Source organism: Citromicrobium bathyomarinum, assembly GCF_038594485.1.
Taxonomy (GTDB): domain Bacteria; phylum Pseudomonadota; class Alphaproteobacteria; order Sphingomonadales; family Sphingomonadaceae; genus Alteriqipengyuania; species Alteriqipengyuania bathyomarina_A.
The window spans coordinates 242,518-261,923 of the sequence record NZ_JBCFZG010000004.1; the positions used below are offsets into that span (position 1 = coordinate 242,518).

Annotated in this window: 23 protein-coding genes; 5 read left to right on the top strand and 18 right to left on the bottom strand. The window is 66.6% G+C overall.

Annotation, left to right across the window (positions count from 1 at the left end; translation table 11 throughout):
- The first annotated feature begins 9 nt into the window (after positions 1-9).
- The 4 genes from hslO to AAG591_RS06815 all read left to right on the top strand — a co-directional run bounded on the left by hslO (position 10) and on the right by AAG591_RS06815 (position 3,793).
- On the top strand, positions 10-912 hold the full coding sequence (gene hslO, locus AAG591_RS06800) for an Hsp33 family molecular chaperone HslO (RefSeq protein WP_342530328.1): 903 nt from the start codon (positions 10-12) through the stop codon (positions 910-912).
- A gap of 84 nt (positions 913-996) precedes the next feature.
- Positions 997-1,404: a DUF3617 domain-containing protein gene (locus AAG591_RS06805; RefSeq protein ID WP_342530330.1), complete on the top strand. Its 408-nt coding sequence runs from the start codon at positions 997-999 to the stop codon at positions 1,402-1,404.
- Between the two features lie 55 nt (positions 1,405-1,459).
- Positions 1,460-2,155 (top strand): 7-cyano-7-deazaguanine synthase QueC, encoded by a 696-nt coding sequence (gene queC / locus AAG591_RS06810; RefSeq protein ID WP_342530331.1) that lies wholly within the window; start codon positions 1,460-1,462, stop codon positions 2,153-2,155.
- Between the two features lie 18 nt (positions 2,156-2,173).
- Positions 2,174-3,793, top strand: coding sequence for an MFS transporter (locus tag AAG591_RS06815; protein ID WP_342530332.1), 1,620 nt, complete (start codon positions 2,174-2,176; stop codon positions 3,791-3,793).
- A 33-nt stretch (positions 3,794-3,826) separates the two neighbouring features.
- Here the strand turns inward: AAG591_RS06815 and AAG591_RS06820 are convergent, their stop codons facing one another.
- The 15 genes from AAG591_RS06820 to AAG591_RS06890 form a co-directional block, all read right to left on the bottom strand.
- Positions 3,827-4,372: a superoxide dismutase family protein gene (locus AAG591_RS06820; protein WP_342530333.1), complete on the bottom strand. Its 546-nt coding sequence runs from the start codon at positions 4,370-4,372 to the stop codon at positions 3,827-3,829.
- An 89-nt stretch (positions 4,373-4,461) separates the two neighbouring features.
- Positions 4,462-5,598: an OmpA family protein gene (locus AAG591_RS06825; RefSeq protein ID WP_342530334.1), complete on the bottom strand. Its 1,137-nt coding sequence runs from the start codon at positions 5,596-5,598 to the stop codon at positions 4,462-4,464.
- Positions 5,599-5,819: 221 nt separating this feature from the next.
- Positions 5,820-6,272 (bottom strand): DUF2793 domain-containing protein, encoded by a 453-nt coding sequence (locus tag AAG591_RS06830; protein ID WP_342530335.1) that lies wholly within the window; start codon positions 6,270-6,272, stop codon positions 5,820-5,822.
- 22 nt (positions 6,273-6,294) lie between these two features.
- The gene (locus tag AAG591_RS06835; RefSeq protein ID WP_342530336.1) at positions 6,295-8,436 is read right to left on the bottom strand and encodes a GTA baseplate fiber-binding domain-containing protein; all 2,142 of its coding nucleotides are present in this window, start codon (positions 8,434-8,436) and stop codon (positions 6,295-6,297) included.
- Entirely contained in the window at positions 8,424-8,864 is a 441-nt protein-coding gene (locus AAG591_RS06840) for an NlpC/P60 family protein (RefSeq protein ID WP_342530337.1), read from the bottom strand. Before AAG591_RS06840 ends, AAG591_RS06835 begins: the two co-directional genes overlap by 13 nt.
- On the bottom strand, positions 8,864-9,679 hold the full coding sequence (locus tag AAG591_RS06845) for a DUF2163 domain-containing protein (RefSeq protein ID WP_342530338.1): 816 nt from the start codon (positions 9,677-9,679) through the stop codon (positions 8,864-8,866). Before AAG591_RS06845 ends, AAG591_RS06840 begins: the two co-directional genes overlap by 1 nt.
- Positions 9,676-12,009 (bottom strand): DUF2460 domain-containing protein, encoded by a 2,334-nt coding sequence (locus AAG591_RS06850; protein ID WP_342530339.1) that lies wholly within the window; start codon positions 12,007-12,009, stop codon positions 9,676-9,678. Before AAG591_RS06850 ends, AAG591_RS06845 begins: the two co-directional genes overlap by 4 nt.
- Positions 12,009-12,575, bottom strand: coding sequence for a tail tape measure protein (locus AAG591_RS06855; RefSeq protein WP_342530340.1), 567 nt, complete (start codon positions 12,573-12,575; stop codon positions 12,009-12,011). The genes AAG591_RS06850 and AAG591_RS06855 overlap by 1 nt, the downstream gene beginning before the upstream one ends.
- Positions 12,568-12,759 carry a phage tail assembly chaperone gene (locus tag AAG591_RS06860; RefSeq protein WP_342530341.1) on the bottom strand — a complete coding sequence of 64 codons (192 nt, stop codon included), beginning with the start codon at positions 12,757-12,759 and terminating at the stop codon, positions 12,568-12,570. Before AAG591_RS06860 ends, AAG591_RS06855 begins: the two co-directional genes overlap by 8 nt.
- A complete protein-coding gene (locus AAG591_RS06865; RefSeq protein WP_342530343.1) occupies positions 12,759-13,100 on the bottom strand; it encodes a gene transfer agent family protein in 342 nt (113 codons plus the stop codon). Before AAG591_RS06865 ends, AAG591_RS06860 begins: the two co-directional genes overlap by 1 nt.
- On the bottom strand, positions 13,097-13,504 hold the full coding sequence (locus tag AAG591_RS06870; protein WP_342530344.1) for a phage major tail protein, TP901-1 family: 408 nt from the start codon (positions 13,502-13,504) through the stop codon (positions 13,097-13,099). Before AAG591_RS06870 ends, AAG591_RS06865 begins: the two co-directional genes overlap by 4 nt.
- Before the next feature lie 102 nt (positions 13,505-13,606).
- Positions 13,607-14,005 carry a tail completion protein gp17 gene (gp17, locus tag AAG591_RS06875; protein WP_342530346.1) on the bottom strand — a complete coding sequence of 133 codons (399 nt, stop codon included), beginning with the start codon at positions 14,003-14,005 and terminating at the stop codon, positions 13,607-13,609.
- Positions 14,005-14,160: a hypothetical protein gene (locus tag AAG591_RS06880; protein WP_342530347.1), complete on the bottom strand. Its 156-nt coding sequence runs from the start codon at positions 14,158-14,160 to the stop codon at positions 14,005-14,007. The genes gp17 and AAG591_RS06880 overlap by 1 nt, the downstream gene beginning before the upstream one ends.
- Positions 14,157-14,696, bottom strand: coding sequence for a head-tail connector protein (locus tag AAG591_RS06885; protein WP_342530349.1), 540 nt, complete (start codon positions 14,694-14,696; stop codon positions 14,157-14,159). Before AAG591_RS06885 ends, AAG591_RS06880 begins: the two co-directional genes overlap by 4 nt.
- Positions 14,697-14,998: 302 nt before the next feature.
- On the bottom strand, positions 14,999-16,150 hold the full coding sequence (locus tag AAG591_RS06890) for a phage major capsid protein (protein WP_342530350.1): 1,152 nt from the start codon (positions 16,148-16,150) through the stop codon (positions 14,999-15,001).
- Positions 16,151-16,302: 152 nt separating this feature from the next.
- Between AAG591_RS06890 and AAG591_RS06895 the strand changes: the two genes are divergently transcribed.
- Positions 16,303-16,836, top strand: coding sequence for a TPM domain-containing protein (locus tag AAG591_RS06895; protein ID WP_342530351.1), 534 nt, complete (start codon positions 16,303-16,305; stop codon positions 16,834-16,836).
- Between the two features lie 8 nt (positions 16,837-16,844).
- Here the strand turns inward: AAG591_RS06895 and AAG591_RS06900 are convergent, their stop codons facing one another.
- From AAG591_RS06900 to AAG591_RS06910, 3 genes are all read right to left on the bottom strand, one after another.
- Positions 16,845-17,237 carry an HK97 family phage prohead protease gene (locus AAG591_RS06900; protein WP_342530353.1) on the bottom strand — a complete coding sequence of 131 codons (393 nt, stop codon included), beginning with the start codon at positions 17,235-17,237 and terminating at the stop codon, positions 16,845-16,847.
- Positions 17,238-17,359: 122 nt separating this feature from the next.
- The gene (locus AAG591_RS06905) at positions 17,360-17,668 is read right to left on the bottom strand and encodes a DUF6127 family protein (RefSeq protein ID WP_010409669.1); all 309 of its coding nucleotides are present in this window, start codon (positions 17,666-17,668) and stop codon (positions 17,360-17,362) included.
- A gap of 238 nt (positions 17,669-17,906) precedes the next feature.
- Positions 17,907-19,058: a phage portal protein gene (locus AAG591_RS06910; RefSeq protein ID WP_342530354.1), complete on the bottom strand. Its 1,152-nt coding sequence runs from the start codon at positions 19,056-19,058 to the stop codon at positions 17,907-17,909.
- Between the last annotated feature and the right edge of the window lie 348 nt (positions 19,059-19,406).

Here is a 19,406-nt window from a genome sequence, read left to right on the forward strand (position 1 = left end):
TAGCGCGGCGTGAACGATACTTCCCAACATAGCGAAACCTTCTCCGACCGCCTGCTCGGAGCCTCCATCCCTGCCCGGGACGCGCGCCTGCGGATGGTCCGGCTCGAACAGCCGCTGGCCGAGATACTGGCTGCCCACGATTATCCGCCCGCAATGCGCAACCTGCTGGCGGAAGCGCTGGTGGTGACCGCACTGATCGGCGGCCTGATCGACGAAGAAGAAGGCCAGCTGACGATCCAGGCGCAGACGAGCAACGGCATCGTCCGCCTGCTGGTGTGCGACTATCGCAACGGGGCGATCAGGGGCTACGCGGATTTCGATCGCGAACGGCTCGCCACGCTTGGCGCAAACCCGTCGCTCGCTTCGCTGTTCGGCGAAGGGCATCTGGCGCTGACCTTCGACGTGCCCGCAAAAGGCGGCCGCTATCAGGGGATCGTCCCGCTCGAAGGCGATAGCCTGGCACAGGCGTGCGAGAGCTATTTCATGCAATCGGAGCAGGTCCCCTCGCTGCTGCGGGTCGCGGTCCGGACCGAAGGCGACCGCACTCTGGCCGCAGGCATGCTCGCGCAGCACCTGCCCGACGGCGAAGTGGGGCGCGAGCGGTTGCACGTCCGCCTGTCGCACCCCCACTGGGAGCATGTGCAGGTGATGGCATCATCCATCCGGCATGAGGAACTGCTCGACACGGCCATCCCGCTCGAAGCGCTGGTCTGGCGGCTGTTCCACGAAGAGGACGAGGTTCGGGTGTTCCCCGGTGCGGCGATCTCGCGCGGCTGTCGTTGCAGCGTCGAGCACTACCAATCGGTCATCGCGCAGTTTCCAGAGGAAGAGCGCGCCGAAATGCGCAACGAAGCCGGGGACATTTTGGTCGATTGTGCGTTCTGCTCAAAGATTTTCACGATTGTGACGTGATTTGTTCAGGTTGGATCGGTCGTCGATCCCCTATGATGCAATTTGTGGTGCCCTGATGTGGGCCACGTGTGAAGGAAAAGCGTTATGCGACATCTGAAGTTAGGGGCGGCCACTGCGCTGGGCCTGACGATAGGTGCCATCTTCACGGCACCCCTTGCGGCCAGCACCGCCACTACCGCCCTGTTCGGCCAGTTGAGGCTCGGCGAGTGGGAATTTCGCGAGCGGGGCGCAGAGCGTCCACGCCGCGTGTGCCTGCGCAGTGAGAGCGATCTGGTGCAGCTTCGCCATCGCGGACAGACCTGCCGTCGTATTCTTGTCGACGAAAAGGGCGCCAGCGCCACGGTGCAGTACAGCTGTAACGGCGCGGGCTACGGCCGGACGCAGATTCGCCGCGAATCCCCAGATCTGGTGCAGCTTCGCAGCGACGGGATCGAGCGTGGTTCACCCTTCTCGCTCGAAGCGGAAGGACGCCGGGTCGGCAATTGCCGATAGACTGACTGCGCAACCGGCCTTGCAGGTTGACGTCAAGAGGCGCTAGCGGCGGGTCATGCCTGCCGAAGATCGTTCCAACATTGCTGCTGCCCTGCTTTCCGGCGGGCTCGATTCGATGGTTGCTGCTGCGCTCGCGAAAGAGCGTGGGCAGGTCGTCCACGCGTTGACGATCGATTACGGGCAGCGGCACCGGCGCGAAATCGAAGCCGCGCGTGCAATTGCATCCGCGCTCGACCTGGCGAGTCACTCCGAAATCTCGCTCGACCTGCGGCAGTTCGGTGGTTCCGCGCTCACGGCCGATATCGACGTGCCCAAGGCCGGCGTCGGAGAAGACATTCCCGTCACCTATGTGCCCGCGCGCAATCTGGTGTTCCTGGCACTGACCACCGCGTTTGCCGAAACCAGGGGTGCCGGTCGGATCGTGATCGGGGTCAACGCGCTCGACTATTCGGGTTATCCCGATTGCCGACCCGAGTTCATCGCGGCGTTTGCGGAAGCGGCGAGGCTGGGTACCAAAGCGGGGATCGAGGGCGGCGGCTTCGCGATCGACGCGCCGCTGCAGTTCCTCAGCAAGGCGGACATCGCGCGAGAGGCGGCGAGGCTTGGCCTCGATACGTCGCTCAGCTGGTCTTGCTACGATCCGAGGGACGATGGCCTGCCATGCGGCCTGTGCGACAGCTGCCGTTTACGCAAGGGTGGGTTCGCAGCGGCTGGACTTGAGGATGGCCTCAGCTATCCTGCCGAAACATAACGCAAAGTGAGGGATGCTATGAGCGAGACTGACAAGCCCGCGGCGGCAGAGAACGCCCGGGTTCCGGCCTACAGTTGGTATGCGCTCAGCGTTCTTGTGCTGGTTTACGTCCTCAACTTCGTCGACCGGCAAATCCTCTCGATCCTTGCCAATGATATCAAGGCGGACCTCGGTGTCGACGATGCCTTCCTCGGCTTCCTGTATGGGACGGCGTTTGCGATATTCTATGCGCTGTTCGGCATCCCGCTCGGCAAGCTGGCGGACAGCTGGCATCGCGTCCGGTTGATGACGATCGGGCTTGGCCTGTGGTCGATCATGACGGCGATGTCGGGCTTTGCGAAGAATGCCGCGATGCTGTCGGGCGCGCGCGTCGGGGTCGGCATCGGGGAGGCCACGGCCAGCCCATCTGCCTATTCGCTGATTTCGGACTGGTTTCCCGCGCGCCTGCGCGCCACCGCGCTCGCGATTTATTCATCGGGCCTGTATGTCGGCGGCGGTATTTCGCTGCTGATCGGCGGGTTGATTGTCGAGCAATGGAACGCGAGTTACCCCGATGGCGGCCCGCTGGGCCTTGCCGGGTGGCAGGCGGCGTTTATCGCGGTGGGCATGCCGGGCATCCTGCTCGCGATTTGGGTCTTTACGCTAAAGGAACCGGTCCGCGGGCTGATCGACGGGATTCCGACCGAAGAGCCGAGCGAACGCCCGTTCAAGGGCTTCGTCGAAGAACTTCTGCAGATCATCCCACCCTTCACGATCGTGGGCGCGGCGCGGCGCGGAATGGTGCCGCTGGTCGCCAATCTCGCCGGGCTGGTCGGGTTCTTCTTCGCCGCATGGCTGATCACCAAGCTCGCGGTCACGGGCCAGGGCTTCATCATGGCGGCGACCGATATCGGTGTCGAAATATCGGACCAGTGGTTCCTGCTGGCGCTGGGTTACTACGCCATCTTCAGCTGGGCGAGCGCGCTGCGATCGCGCGATCCCTCTACCTTCGCGCTCACGTGGGGATCGCCTGCATTCCTGTGCACGATCCTTGGCTACGGCATGGTGGCGTTCATCTCCTACGCGACGTCATATTGGGGTGCGCCTTATGGCGAGCGCGTGTTCGAGATTTCGAAGAGCGAGCTTGGCCTGCTGCTCGGCGCGCCTGCCGCTGTGACGGGCTTCCTCGGGGTGATCATAGGGGGCCGGGTGGCCGACTGGCTGTTCGCCCGCGTGCCCGCTGGGCGCCTGTATGTGGTTCTGTTCGGCCTGCTGGCACCGGTACCCGTTGTGTGGGTGATGTTCACCACCGACAGCAAGGCGCTGTTCCTGGTGCTCGCAGCGACGGCGCAGCTGTTTGCCTCTAGCGCCCTGGGTGCCGCCGCCGCGACCAGCCAGTCGCTCGTCCTGCCACGGATGCGCGGGGTGGCAACCGCCACTTTCTTCTTGGCGACAACCTTGGTCGGTCTTGCGCTCGGCCCCTATCTGGCAGGCCTCGTCTCTTCGAAGGCAGACGGGGATCTGGGTCTTGGTATGCTGAGCACGCTGTGGGGCGCGCCGATCGGTCTCATATTGCTGCTGATCGCGCTCAAGCTGGTGCCGGCCGCGCAGGAGCGTGTGATCGCTATCGGCAAGTCTGAAGACGCTGCCGCGGCTTAGGCGGCAGCGTCCAGCCGTCCAGGTCGGCAATCACTACCCGCGCGTGAGAACGCCGCAGGCGACCCGCGATCCGGCATTGCCCGAAGGATCGGTGCGGCCATCGTCCGCATCGGCATGAATGACCACGGCAGTGCCATCCGCGTCGAAAATCTGGTCGAGAACATAACTGCGCGTGCCGTCGATCGTCACTTGTGCGCTTGCCGTGCCATTGGCGAGGGCGGTGAGGTTGGGCAGGTCCCCCAGGTGATGGCCGTCATTGTCGAGCAGGCCGTGCCCTTCATTCGATGGATTGAGGTGCCCGCCGGCAGATTTGAAATCGGGCAACGTGCAGCGGCCAGTAGTGTGCAGGTGAAACCCATGCTCGCCGGGGCTTAGTCCCTCCGCAGTCAGCGACAGTTCCACCCGATCACCGATGGCAAGCAGGCGCGCCTCGCCTGTGGGATTGCCCGTGGCGTCGACTAGCATGGCCGTAGCGATCGTTTCTGAAGCTGGCGGAGGCATACTCGCACAGGCCGAAAGGGCGACGGTCGCAGTCATAGCGCTGGCGATGGGGAGCGTCGATTTAGGAATATGAATCATGGCGGGCAGATCTCCTTCTACCCGCACAACGAAAAAGGGGCCGGATTGCTCCGGCCCCTTCAACTGTTTCGTAGCGGAAGTCCGCTCGATTACATGCCCGAACCCGGACCGTACGTGATTTCCACGCGGCGGTTCTGCAGCTCGCGGACACCGTCGGCGGTCGGAACGCGCGGGTTCGCTTCACCGAAGGCTTCGCTGCTGATGCGGGCGTCGGGGATGCCACGGCCGGTCATGTACGAACGGACCGAAGCGTTACGACGTGCCGCAAGGCCGAGGTTGTACTGCTCGGTACCCGAACGGTCGGTGTAACCGGCGAGCATAACCGAAGCGCTACCGCAGTTCTGGTAAGCCGAAACCGCGTTGTTCAGCACCTGGGCAGCTTCCGGAGTGATGTCCGAACGATCCCAGTTGAAGAACACGATGTACGGGCCCGTGTTGCACTTCACAGCCGGCGGAGGCGGCGGCGGAGGCGGCGGGGGCGGAGGCGGCGGCGGCGGGGGCGGCGGCGGCGGAGGCGTCATCGGCGGAGCCGCAGGTTCGCCGAAGTTGTAGGTCAGCGTGCCGAGCAGCGAGTGCGAACGGAAACGACCTTCGAGCGAATTGCCCAGCAGGTCGACCAGCTGCACGTCTTCCGCGTTGTAGAAGCGATAGGTCAGACCCGCGTCGATGCGGTCGGTCAGCGGAGCGCGAACGCCACCGAGGAGCTGCCACGCGAAACCGGTGTCCGAATCGTCGAGACCCGGAGTGTTGGTCGGGTTGATCGAGATCTTCGCCTGGGTGCGGGCAACGCCGACACCACCACCGATGAAGCCCTGCAGGCCATCGTCGGGGCCCAGATCGAACAGGCCGTTGACCAGGAAGCTCAGCGAGCTGATGTCGCCTGCTGCCGGAGCGGTGCTCGGAGTGAGACTACGGACGGGCAGACCCGGCAGCTGGAGGGGGAAACCTTCGGAGCCGACCTGGATCGAATTGATGTCCGCAGCGCGATAGCTGCCTTCAGCTTCGAGCCGGAAAGGACCGAAGTCATAGCCGATCACACCACCGAAATCGTAGCCGGTGTCGTAGTCGGCGGTCAGGTTTTCGACCTGGCCGTTCACGTCGAAGTCGAGGTCTTCAACGAGCATCGGACCGCCCTGAACCTGCACGTACCATTGGTCGTCGCGTGCAAGTGCCGGCGATGCGAGCACCGTCGAAGCCATCGCCATTCCGATGACAAGATTGCGCATTACTGAAAATCCCCTTTGCAATGATTGGGAGCCACCAGGAGGCACCCACTTAACTTTTCCCCAGTTAAGAGGCAAGCAGCCAGGCTTCCGTTCTAGCAAAGCGAAAGCACTGTTGCACGATTGCCTCAGCAGCTGGTTCGAGTTTTCTCTGGAGACGGGTACTACTCCCGTTCCTCCCATGGCGCCAACGTCTTGCCATGAACCCGGTTCCCGTTCTTCGGTCAAGCCCCGATGGCGGCACTGCGAAATTCTTCGATGAGGGCTGCGATCGCCGCGCGCGCCTCCACGTCGATTGTCGTCCCTCCGGCAGGCTCGCCGGGGAGCGTCGGAGCGCGCCAGCCGTCGATCCAGGTGCGCTGCAAGCCTGCGGCGCGATCATAGACCTGCCAGCCCGGTTGAGGCGATGCGAACAGCCACGCGCCGGCGGTAAAGAAGGCGAGGTCGCCCTCGTGCCCGTCCCATGGGCCGCTCGCGCCCGTGCCGACGATCCAGCATTCGCCGTCGACCGGATCGGGGGGCGGCGATCCGCTTTCACCCTCCACCGACCGGCTCAGCAGAGCGTCGATGCGGGCCAGCGCCTCGTTTACGGTTGGCTCTTTCTGGGCCTGCCCTGCGAAGAGATAGGGAAGGTCGGTACACGGCGATCGATCGGCGAAGATAAGCGGTTCGGTCATGAAAGGATCTCCCAGATTTGGGTCAGGAGGGAAGCAGGGTGGGAAGCGAGACGGCGTGGCTGCCGACCTGGCAGACCCACATCTGGGCACCGGGATGCGCCGCCCGCAGCGCGTCCCATTGCGGGGCGGACAGCGAGAACGAGGCCGAGGTCGCCTCCCATTGCGCAACGGGTGCGGCCACGGGGCCAAGCCCGATCCGGTACGCTTCGCGTTCCTCTGCCAGCGGAACGTCGACGGCATCCAGCCATCGCCACGATCCTCTTGCGCGCCGTATCCAGCGCCACTCGGGATCGCCGGCGGGGGTCGCACAGACGGAAGGATGCACCGGCGCAAGCGGGCGCAAGGTCGACCCCGCAGACTCAAGCTGTGCGTACACCGGAGCGGAACCTGTAAGGCCGCTCTCGCCGCAAATCTCGTCGTAATTGTTCGCGGGCAGCGCCAGCAACTGCCGGTCCAGCAGAATCACCGGACTGCCCGCCGGGTGTCCGGACGCGGCAAAATGCTCGGTCCCGCCCCGACCGCGCAGCAGGCCGCTGAGCATCCAATGCCCGTCTCCCACAGGCTCCGCAACGCGAAACTGGACGATCTCCTCCCCGATGCGCAGACGATTCGCGCCATCGAGGAGGGCTCTTTCATCAACCGATTGCAGCTGGGCCTGCCCCGACGACAGTGCGATCCCGAGGGTCGCGGCGGGTTCGAAAACAAGCGCGGCCGACGCCGCAAGATCGACGGTGCTTTCGCCCAGAACAGCCGAACCGCGCGCAGACAGGCCCAGGGGAATAAGCGAATCGTGCTCGACGCCCGAAAGCGTGACCGATGCGCGAGAGCTGGTCTGGCTGACGGCGGCATAGCGCTGCGGCACATTGCCTGCGCCTGTGCCATCCCACGGCATCTCGAAATAGCGCAGTCGAAGCGTGCCCGGGAGCGCATCGAGGGGCACAGACGCCGCACCCGGGTCCGCCACCGCGCCGATGGGGCGACGGGCTGCAATACGCTGCAGCATCAGATCCACGCCGCCGGAGTGCCATTCCCAACCGCGGACCAGCCAGCTACGCACATCGCCTGTGCGATACACCGCCTGTCCCGGCGCGCACCCGGACGTCGGTTCGGCAATGCGGTAGGATAGCCATTCGCGCAGGCGATGCGCGCTCTGGCGCAACTGGGCGATCCGCGACTGTGCGTCGCCCGCCCCGAAGACACCGGCAAATTCGATTGTTGAGCCCTGCGCCCCGCTTCCCGGGGCACGCTGGACCGAAGCCTGGTAGTCGCGCGCCGCATCGTAATATCGCAGCGCTGCGGGCGCGTCCGGATCGACCGGACGGCGGGTCACGGCGGGCAGGGCGTGCTCGTCCACGCGTCCCACGATGGCCGGTGGCAGAACCGACGAGGCGGTGTCCGGCATGGCTGCCAGACCGATCCCGTCCTCGGTCGCGGTAGAGATGTGGGGAAACACGCCCGAGATATGCGAGAGCAGATCGGCGCGCGTCCCGCCCTCATCCGCGAACCCGGTGAGGCCATCGAGCGGCACCGATGCCCCCGGCGCGAGTATCGCGTCGTCGAGGAAGTCGACCAGATCGAGCGCGCCATCGCCGGTTTCGACTTCGAAACTGAGCGCGGGAATGCGGTTGCCGAAGCTGGCGAGATCGAGGTTTTCGAACACCACATAGGCCAGCCCGCGAAAACCGCACGCATGGCTGCCAAGTTCTGCGGCAATCAGCGGATCGGCTGCCTCGTCGCCAAGGCCCCGGTACAGCCGCATGGTCCCGCCGACCTTCAGATCGCCTGCCGCACCCCGAAGTAACGAACCATCCGCCCAGACCCGCCGCATGCCGGAAATCGGGCGACTGGAAAGCGCGACCGCGAAGGAAATCGCGTAGCTATAAGTGGTTGTCCTTGGCTGGCCCTTGCCGCCGCTCGTCTCGCTGCTTTCCTGCAGATCGGTCGCCCAGACGATCGCGCCGGGCAGGCGCATCTTGCCGAAAATGCGCGGTATCGGCTGCCCGTAGCTGGAGGTCGTCACCGCCAGTTCGGTCAGGCGGGGACCCTGGCGGCTCGGCCGACCGATAATGCGGGTATCGACCGATCGGCCCACCAGCGCGCCGATCGCGCCACCAATCGGCCCGCCCACGGCCGTGCCGACGGCGGAAAGGATCAGCGTGGCCATTCGATGTCTCCTTTTGGGACAGTTTCTGTGACGAAGCGCCACGCCGCAGCGACGGCCCAGCTTTCTGACAGCGGCTGGGCAACGACCCGGCCCAGTCCCGCATGGGCATGGATGACCCAGCCCGCGTCGCGCACGATTCCGAGGTGGACCTGCACGGGCGCGGTCCGCAGGAGGAGGATGTCGCCCGCGACGTAAGGGGCTGGGGCGCTTGCCAGCCCGGCGCGTTGCAGGGCTGCGTCCGGAATTTCGAACCGCCGCCTTCGCGGCCGGTAATCCGCAGGAAGGTGCAGCTCGATCCCGATCCGGGCCAGGCTGACCAGCACCAGGCCGATGCAGTCGAGACCATGCGCCGGATCGCGCCCTTGCAGCCGGAACGGCGTGCCGGCCAGCTCGCCCGCCGCGGTGGCAAGCGCGATGTTCCGTTCCATCAGGCTTGCGACGGGTATCGGGCGACCAGATCGTTGCCCGGCAGAAAGGGCTCGCCACGAAAATTCAGCGCATTTGCGAAGCGGGCTGCGCAGGTCGCGATGGTCCTGTCGCAACCTTCGCGTAGCTGCACGCGCGTGCCCTCGACCACCCCAGCAGGCAGCGACGCATCGAGGATCAGCAAATTGTCGTCCCGCGCGATGATCGCGTGGCGAAATCCGACACCTGCGCCATCGAGCCAGCGAAGCTCGCCGAAAACGAAGTCCGCCGGAGTTATCCCGGCCACTGCGATTGCGTCGGCAGCAGGGTCGATTGCGGTTACGACCGCCTCGACCGTGAAGCGGGCGGGCGAGAGGTTGCAACCGGGCCCGCAAAAGCGCGCGCGGCAGCCGGGGCTGGTGCGCGGAACGGGATCGAACTCGAGCGCTGCCTTGAGCGAGCGGAGCTGTGCGGAGAACCCTTCCGCGCCCGCTTCGGTCTCTCCGATCGAGCCCGAAAACAGCACGCGCGCCGCGCCGCTCTGCCAGTCGATCGTGCCGACATCGACGGCGGCGCCGTCGAACCGGCCCGCCGCAAGATCGTCCGCCGAAATCGCGTCGTGCGTCAGCGCGCCATCCATTTGTGCGTCATCGCCCGCAATATCGGTGGTCAGGCGCAGCGCGGCGGGGTGAATTCCCGGGGCCGAGCGGAGCGCCACTCCACCCAGCCGGAGGTCGCGGTCATGGCTGGTGAAGCCCAGCGTCACCCCATCGCGCCGCTCGATCCGCCAGAAGAACGCCTGCGTATCGAGATGGTCGGCATACCCAGCCGCGCTCATGCCGCTTCCCTGATTTCGATCAGCGACACGCTCGGGGCCTGGCCCGCGGCGAAGCCTGCCGCACTCAGGGCGAGGCGATCCTCCGCGAAGCGTACGGGCACATCGAACAGGAAGCCTGCACGCACTTCGATGCCCTGGGAGGGTGCTTCATCAAGGATCACCTGACCCAGCGGATCGAGCGTGAAGGCGGACGTCGCTTCGCCGCCGACCGACACCATGACGCTACCCGAACGCGGACGTGTGATCCGCCGCACCTGCGGCTCGGCCCCCTCGCCGTACCGCTTCACCAGCGCGAAGCGGGTGGTCTCGCCGTCTCCGGTGCCGAGCAACTGGTCGGTCGCTGAGGGGGCACCGGTGGCACCGTTCGACGAGTGGTCGAACGGGTCGGCGAGCCGGAAGCCCCGCGCCGGGCCGTGACGCGCGCGGAAGAATGCGGCGAGCGTCGCCAGCTCGCTTTCGGAGCGAATGCCGGGCCCCACGTCGAAGCGTAAACGGGCGTCGGCCCATTGCGCAGTGCGCCGCTCGTGTCCCGAGGCTGTGACCAGCACGGTGGTCGAGAATTCGGGGCTCGCGCTGGCATCGGTCCCGAGCGCGAGCGGGTAGGAAACGTCGTCGAATGCCTGCATTTCGTCCTCGGGCTTTGGAGGCGGCGCGAGCCGCGTGTATCCGTCGCGCGCGACCTGCGGCAGCGCCCAGACGTATCGGTGCGCGATCCCGCGCGCCTTTGCTTCGTCGAGCGCGGCATCGATGCGCGGCCAGTAGGTTGCGGCATCCTCCGCATTCAGCACGAAGCCTGCGAAATAATCCTGCCGCTCGATCGGGTAGCCCAGCCGTGCATCGACATGCGCGTAGGCGGCGCGGCGGCGCGCCTCGGCCCCGGCGGTGAGCCAGTCGTAATCTTCCAGCTGCAACCGGTCGAACGCCGGGTAGGCCCAGCCAGTGGGCAGATTGGCGCGCTCCAGCTCCGGCGTCTGACCGTCGAGGATCGTGGGCGTGAAGGCGAGGAGCAGCACCTCCGCTTCACCCGAAGCCGCATCGCGCACCGCCTGCGCGAGCGCGGCGGTCGACGCGGCGAGGAGTGCCCCGGCCTCGTCCAGCAGGTTGATCTGCGCGGTGTCGAGGCTCGCTCGCATGTCGGTGATGAGCGGCGGATCGCCGCCGAATGCAGCGCGCGCGGCATCGTCGTACAGGCACGGTGCGAAGCTGCCCGGCATCACCCACCACCACGGCTCGCCAATCTGGAAGCGGACCGGCAGGCCCGCATCGCGTGCAATCTGCACGAACGCCGCCGCAACCTGCCGCAGATAACCCATCGCCCCTGCATGCGCGGGCGAGAGCAGCGCGGAGGGCGGCTCCCATCCGGTCTGTGCAGGCGAGCCATCAGCGCTGCGCTGCTTCCAGTCGTTCCAGCAATGCGCGTCGAGCAGTTCGTAGGAGAGCGACCAGATCGGCTCGAACCCTGCCGCTGCCGCTTCCTCGGCGAAAGCGCGGTGCCACGCAGCACAGGCATCGTTGAGCGCGCCGCCCGCCAGGCTGACATAATGCCCGCCACCCAGCGGTTCGAGCCGGAAATAGTGGCTCATCCCGACATAGTGGACCACCCGCCCGCGATAGCCGAGATGGCGGATCTGGCGGATCAGCCGCGCGGGGGTCTGGTTGAAGCAGTCGTCGTAGGCGGTAGCGATCTGCTCGCCATGTTCGGGCAGCATGCAGTCGCCGATCTCGAGCATCGCGCGTGCGCCGTCGCAGGTTATATTGCTCAGCTCGACCCAGCCATCGGCCTGTGCGGCAAGCGCTTCGTCGCTGCCCGCGACATAACCGGGAGGGACGAGCGAGATGAACATCCGGTCGATATCCGACGGGTGGATCGGCGCGCCGGGGAGGGAAAAGCCGCTTTCCAGGCTCGAGAACGGCAGCGTCACTACCGCATCCTCGGGCGATCCTTTCGCATAATTCCACAGGCGGACATACCACGCGCGCGGCGTACCGCTGGCGTCGCGTCCTTCGATGGTCAGCGTCGGGCCATTGACCGCGTCGAGCGCGATCAGCCCGCCGCTGCGCCACCTGAAGGAGAGGACCGTGTGCGCATAGTCGCGGTCGGTTGCATAGGCGTGGAGCGAGTGGTCGAGCGTGTCCTTGCTCTCCCAGATCAGCCCCGCCAGTTCGCCCTTATGGTGGAACTCGCAGGTCACGCGCAGCGCGTCGGGCGCGGTGGTGACCACGCTCGCCATCATCGGACGCGGGAAATTGACCGTCCAGAAGCGCGGATCGAAGCGCTGGATATGGTCGTGCTCCTGCCCCCTGCGGCGCGAGGCAAGCCAGTAGGACATCACGAATTCTCCATTGCGCGGCGCACGGCGGCGGAGATCTGGCGGGACGAGCGTTCGAGCGCGACCGGCGCAGCTGTCCCGGCAGGCGCGGCGATCTGGATCGATACGTCCACCCGCCTCGCTCCGCCGCCCTGCGCCACCGGCACAACGCGCCCGTCGGTGGGCGGTACGAACAGTTCGGGCCCGCGCTCGCCAACCAGATAGCCGCGCTGGGCACACACCGAACCACCGGTCGCGCGGCCCGGCAGGCCGAGAATGCCGCCGACGAAGCTGTTGAACACCCGCCCTATAGGATCGTTCGGCCCGAAGATCTGGCCCAGCCCGAGCTTCAGCGCCTGTGCCGCGACCCTGTCGATCGCCTTGGTCGCGCTGGCCTGCAGGTCTTCGAAACCCAGGCTCCCGCGCCGGATCGCCGTGAGCAATCCACGTTCGAGAACGTCGCCTGCGCGGGCGAACCCTGACACCAGCTCTCCATCGAGGTCGCGCCGCATCTGCGCCATGTCCTCGGCAAAGCCCTGCGTGCTCGCGCGCACGTCGATGATCATTTCGTCTACGGCATCAGGCATCGGCGTCGCGCTCCATCAGGGTTTTGAGATCGCTGCGGGTCATGCCCTCCAGCTGCGGGGCGATGGGCCCGAGCGCGGTGGCAAGCTCCGCCGGAGTGGCGCGCCAGAAGGCATCGGGTGGCCAGCCGAGCGCCTGCGCGGCGAGCGCGGCGAGCGGGGGCACGCCCGAACGAAAATCGCTCATCAGCGGCCTTGGAGGATCGCGGCGAGCAGCGCGCGCAGCGGCTTCGTGCTGGCGGCGAGCCCGTTGGCGAGGATCGCCTCGCCCACCGTCTCGCGGGTCAGGCCGTCGCGCGATTCGAGGCAGTGCCAGAACAGCGCGGCGATCTCGGTCAGGCGCAGCTCGCCATTGCCCGCCCGCTCGACCAGCGCGAACAGCGGGCCGAGCTCCTCCTCGGCGGCAACCAGCGCGGCGAAGCTGGGGCGCAAGGTTCGCACCTCGCCCGCGATACGGATCGCCGCTTCGCCGCGAAGGGGGTTGGGGGGCGGATAGGGGGCGTCACCCCGGACCTGTTCCGCAGTCATACCGGCGCGACCGCGCCCGAGCTTTCGAGCTGGATCGTGTAGTTACGCTCGCCGTTGAAATCGCCCGAATAGTCGAGCCGCTGGACGAGGAAACGCCCGCGCAGCCGCGCACCATCCTCGAACGACAATTCGTAGTCGGCGATCGTCCCGGCGAGGGCGTGCGCCTGCACGCGCGCCTCCGCCTGCGAGCCGAGGAAGATGCCGCCCGCGCTGACCGAGACCGAGCGGGTGCCCGCGCCCGACAGCAATTCGCGCCAGCCGCCCGAATCCTTGTGTGTCACCACCACGCTGTCGCCATTGATCGACATCTGCGTCGTGCGCAGCCCGGCGACGGTTTCGTAGGCGGGCGGGGCGGCACCGTCGCCGATCTTGAGGAGGAAGGCGGAGCCTTTCTGGGCAGTCATGGCAGGGGACCTTTCTGGACAATTCCGCTCGCCCTGAGCCTGTCGAAGGGCTGCACTTCTGGAAGAAAAGAACAGGGCTTCGACAGGCTCAGCCCGAACGGGTCAGGGGTGAGTGTGTTCGAGGATGCGGAAGCGGTATTCGCGAAGTATCGCGCGGGCGTTGCGGTCCCGGCGCTGGGTCTGGCCGCGCAGGAACTGGGCGCTGACGACACGGAAGCCGGTTTGTGCCGCCGGAAGCGAGAGAACCCGCGCATCGACCAATCCGGCGATATCGATCCCGGTGGCAGGATCGTCGCCGTGCAGCCGCAGTTCCAAGGCAACACGCACTTCGCGCCCCGCGTGGGTCTTGGTGCTCCAGTCGATTGCAGCCGAGGCCACCAGTGCCAGCCAAGGGGCGTAGGCACGCTCGATTTCTGCCTCGTCGACGAGGTTGATGGTATCCATCAGCGCGGTATCGGCGCGCAGGTGGTCGATCAGCGCGCTACGCAGGGCGGTCTCCATCAGTCGTCTCCGAAATGCGGCCAGAGCTTGGCGGGCGAGCGCCAGCCGTGGCCGTCGAGCCGCACGGCGCGGGCACGCGCGTCGAGCCTGCGCAGCGCGCGCCGTTCGAGCGCGAGAGCCAGCCGGTCCAATGCCGGGACACGCACGCGGATCATGCGAGCCTCACCACGCGCCACGGGCGCCACAGCGCGGCGATGGCTGCCGGGGGTTCGGCGAGCGAGGCCTCGCCTTCGCGGTGGAGGTAGGCGGCGAAGCGCAGGATGCCGTGGCGCAGGCCATCGGGCAGGTGCGCCCAGTCCGTCGCGAGCCCGGCTTCCAGCGTCGCGACCACGCGGCTGACGAACGGCCCGCGCCGTAAACGCAGCTGCGCCGATCCATCGCCCGACAGGTGCAGATCGTATTCGTCATCGCCCAGCAGCGCGCGTGCGCCGTCGGCATCGAGCATCTCCACACCGGCCACCTGCGCAATCGGCCGGGTAACGAGCCTTGCCCACTCGTGGCTCGCATCGAACCTTTCCTCGACCGTCGCGGCCAGCGGGGTGAGGCCGGTGAAGGCCTCGCACGCCTCCACCCCGGCACCGATCAGCGCGGTCAACTGCACATCGTCGGCGCTGCGGGTGATGCCGAGCCAGTGCTTCAGCTCTGCCAGCGCGGGCGAGAGATCGCCGGTAGCCAACACCATGCGGGTCATGGGCGGTCTCCTGAATTGTCGTGTGAAGGAAGGCGCCCGCGCCGCAGTGTCCTCGAACGGCCAGGGGAGAAGCCGGAGGTGCAGCAGCGGCGCGGGCGCACGGAGGCCCACATCTCGGGAGAGGAGCGGGGCACCGTATCAGTATGCGGAGTGGCTCAGCGTCTTGCCTCAAGTCGCGGCAGCCAGAGCGCGACTGCGCGGCCTTTCCTGAGCGGCTGGCTTGCCAGCCAGCCGAGGGGCCGGTTAGGCCGCAGCCAAGCGGGCCGGATGGCCCGCGCCCGGCGCTTGAGGACGCAAACGAACTACGCTTCGATGCGCAGCAGCTTGATCGCTGCGCTGTCGAGCACCTGTCCGCCGATCCGCTTGGTCGCGTAGAAGTGGACGAAGGGCTTGTTGCTGAAGGGATCGCGCAGCACCTGCGTGGCGCTGCGTTCGGCGATCAGGTAGCCGTGGCGGAAATTGCCGAAGGCGATCGGATATGCGTCCGCCGCGATGTCGGGCATGTCCTCCGCCTCGACCACCGGATAACCGAGCAGGCGATCGGGCTGGCCTTCGACAAGGCCCGGCTGCCAGAGGAACGCGCCATCGACGGTCTTGAGCTTGCGCACTTCGGCCAGCGTAGCGGAGTTCATCACGAAAGCAGCGCCCTGCCGGTGGCCGGCTTTCAGCGTATGGACCAGGTCGATCAGCGTCAGGTCGGGATCCTCGCCGAGCCCGGTCGCGCTGCCCGTGCCGATATACTGCACCGATCCGAAGGCGCGCGAACCGTCGCCCAGCGTGGAGGTGGTCGCCTTGAGGAAGCCCTTGGGCTGGTTGGTGCCGCTGCCATTGACGAAGGCTGCACCCTCTGCGCGGGCGAATTCCATCGCGATCTCGCTCGCCAGCCAGGATTCGAGGTCGAAGGCCGCATCGTCGAGCATCGACTGCGATGCCGCCGGGTTGGCGTAGAGATCGCCCGTCGGCGGGGCGATTTCGGCAAAGGTCGGCGTGTCGGTTGCGTCGCGCTCACCGATCTCGCTCGCCCAGCCGCTCGCGGTGCCACCGGTAGAGATGAGCTTGCGATAGCCTGCGGTGCCCGTCTGCACGACCTGCGCGATGGCGCGGATCGGGCTGATGTCGGTCAACTCGCGGGCGATCATCGCGTCGATCTGGCGGGGGACCGCGTAGCCGCCATCGGAGGGCACGGTGCCGGAGAGCGACTTGATCTCGTGCACCGCACCGCGCCGCAGGTAGCCGTCGACGAAGCCCTTCACCTCGGCAGGTGCGCTGTCGCCTGTGCCGAGCGCGGGGCGCTGCGCCGCGCGGCCGATTTTGTCGACGCGGGCCTTCACTTCGTCGAGGTCGGTGCGGATCGTGGCGACGTTTTCTTCCAGCGCATCCTGCCGCGCGACGATGTCGAAGCTGGCGTCGAGCGGATCGGTGGCGGGGTCGGTAATCGGGGTCTGGATATCCATGGGGCAGTTCACCTTTCTTGGAGGGAGGGCAGGATGGCGAGAGGCGCGCCCGCAACACGGCGCGCCCGGGGAAGGCATTTCTGGCTCGATTTGACCGGTGGCGGACCCGGACCTACGCTCCACCGACCGTTGAGGAAGGGGAGACCGAAGCGATGATCCGTTCACTGCAGACTGCATTCATGGCCGTAATTTTGACCGCCGCGCTCGCCGGATGCGGCGCGCCGTCTGAGGCCAGCGATGATGCAGCGACCGAAGAATCGACCGTCGCGGATGGTGCGCCTGTAACCGAGGATGCCGCACCGACACCCACCCCGACCGCCAGCGCGACCGCCGAGGCGGGTTGGTCCGGGCTGCATGATCCCGCGACGCAGGCGAAGCTGAAGGCGCAGGTCGACAAGTTCTTCAATGACTACAACGCCGGACCGTTCGAGCTCATGTTCGTCGACAGTTTCAGCGGAAACGATCACGCCCTGTCCGCCGGGAAGCTCGCCTTCGAAAAGGGCGCACCGGCGATCGTGATCGCGATCGACCAGCGCGAAATATTCTTCGTCGGCGATGAAACCTTCCGGCCAGCCTTCACCGACCCGACGACCAAGGCGATGGCCGCGAAGTTCGACAAGGGCGACTATACGGGTGGGATCGACGTCGGGCTCGACGCGATCTTCAAGGACTGGGGCTTCGAATAGCCCGCGCGTCAGGCGATCAGATGGACCCGCGCGCCATGCTGTAGCGGGTGCGTCACCAGGCTGATTTCGATAAGGTCGACCGCCAAAAGTTCGCGGCCTTGGGGGCCGTGGCGCGCCTGCGTGGCGCGGTATCCGAAGCTGAGCCCGCTGACGGAGCGCGCAGCGAGTAGCGCAGCGGCACGGCTGGCGGGCCGGTCGATCCGCGCGACGACCCTCAGCCCGCGCGAATCCTCTTCGATCCGTTCAACCGTGCCGATCCTCCGGCGTGGATCGTGCTGCCAGTAGAGCGGCAGCGGCTCGCGTTGTCGCGCGAGCGTGGCGGCGAAGGCCCCGTGACGAATGGTATCGCGCGCGGCGTCGGCAATATCGAACAGCGCGGCGTATCCGGCGATCCGCAACATCCTCCCCTCCCCGGCGGGGAGGGGATCGAGGGGAGGTGGTTCTGCGTGAGCAATCGAGGCCGTACCCCCACCCCCGGCCCCTCCCCCAAGGGAGGGGAGAACGCGGGCAAACGTCGACACACTCACTTCAGCAGCCCCGGCACGCCGAGCCGCACCGCAATGCCGAGCAGCAGCAGCGCGCACATCCCGCGCACCAGCCACTCGATTGCGGCCTTCCACGCGCTCGCCTTGGCATCGCGCCACGCCTGCAACAGCTCGCGCAATTCGTCGATATCGCCCGACGCGGCTTCGTCCGACAGGCCGATGCGCACCAGCGCACGGTTGGCACCAAGTTCGCCCGCTTCCTCCGCGATGGCGCGCAGGGTGACGAGTTCGGCACCCTCGGTACGCGCCTGCGCCAGCAGCGCGGCGAGCATGTCTTCGTTGGTCATGGGTTCACTAGCCTCTTGAGATGCGGCAAGACTGGCCCGCCGAGGGGGCGAGAGATTGTCGAATTTGCGCAGATTGCTGATCGTGGCGGTGGTCCTGGCCGCACCCGTCTTGGCGTATCTGGGATACCTGCAATCGGCAGGATTCTGGGCAGCAGATACCTGTCTGGATAGCGGTGGAAGCTACCACTACGACCGCCACGAGTGCAGCTTCGCCGAGAATTATCGGGGCGAAGTGCCATCACTTTGGCCGTTCTAGCCCCAGCATCGCGCGGCGTTCTTCGGGTGTGAGGAAATCCGCTTCGCTGACCTGCTTCCACAGCCGTTCGCGGTCTTCGGAGAGTGCGGGCACCCGGTCGAGGTCGACCGCGATCGAGGCGTCCTCGAACCACGGCGCCATGCCCTGCGCGATCCCGCCGAAGATCTTGTCGGCCAGCGGCAGCAGGGTGAGCCGCCACAGCGCGCGGTTGGCCTCGCGGTAATTGGAATAGGTGTTGTCCCCCGGCAGGCCGAGCAGCATCGGCGGGACCCCGAAGGCGAGCGCAATGTCGCGCGCCGCCGCCGCCTTGAGCGTCGCGAAGTCCATATCGGCGGGAGAGAGCGCCATGCTCTGCCAGCTGAGCCCGCCTTCGAGGAGCATCGGGCGACCCGCATTGCCGTTGCCCTGAAAGGCGCTGGCGAGCTCGGCCTTCAGCCGCTCGAACTGGTCGGCGGTCAACCCCTGCCCGTCACCGGGTTGATAAACCAATGCGCCCGAGGGCCGCGCGGCATTCTCCAGCAGGGCATGGTTCCAGCGGCTCGCCGCGTTGTGGATCGCGATGGCCTGCGCGGCGGCGCTGAGCGCGCCCGCGCCATAGTGATCGTCGCCCGGATTGAGGCATTTGAGATGGATCAGCTCGGGCCAGCCATCCTCGTCCTCCAGCGGGATCACATGCGTCTGCGCGCCGAGGTGATAGGCGAAGCTTTCCGGCCAGCCGTCGGCGCGCTGGCGGATCGTCACCCGCTCCGGCCGCAAGGCGAACAGCTCGACCGGCCTGCCGCTGGCGTCCTTCAGGATCTGGATGAAGGCATTGCCGTGGAGCAGCAGGTGCGCGGCTATGCTCTCGACCAGCGATTGCCCCGCGCTGGGCGCGGTGACCAGCGCGAGCAGTTCGTCCGCATCGGTGGAGACGGGCGCGGCCCCCACCCCCTCGGCCACGATCCGCACCGCCCGCTGCGCGACCGGGTTGGAGGCGTATCCGGCCTCCAGACTGGTGGCATAGTCGAACGGTGGTGCGGATTGTCCGCGCATTTCGAAGGCCGAAGCCCAGGGCGAGGCAAACCCGCGTGCAATAGGCACACGGGCGCTCCCCCCGCCCTTGAAGGCGGAGGTGATGGTATTGAGGAAGGACATGGGGTTCCCTTCGATTTTCAGAGGGCGTGACCTGTCGAGGCGACAACGCGGCACGTTATCCCCAGCAACAAGAACAAAATGAGATTTTTATATTGCGCGAATCCGGCCTGATAGCCGATGATGCGAATCGGTAGTCGTCCTACCGTCTTTTTTCCGGACCGCGCGCCTCTGAACGGCGGCGGAGGCAAGCGTGCCTTCCGGAGAGCAGGCTCAACCCTGCATAAAGAAAGGCGGTGGCTTATGAAGCGCGTATTTGTACGTTCTTATAAGCGCTGGCGGTTCGGCCGGGAGGAGCACGTGACTGCTCACACCCGGCGCTGGCCCAACCAGTTGTCGTTCTCATTCTAA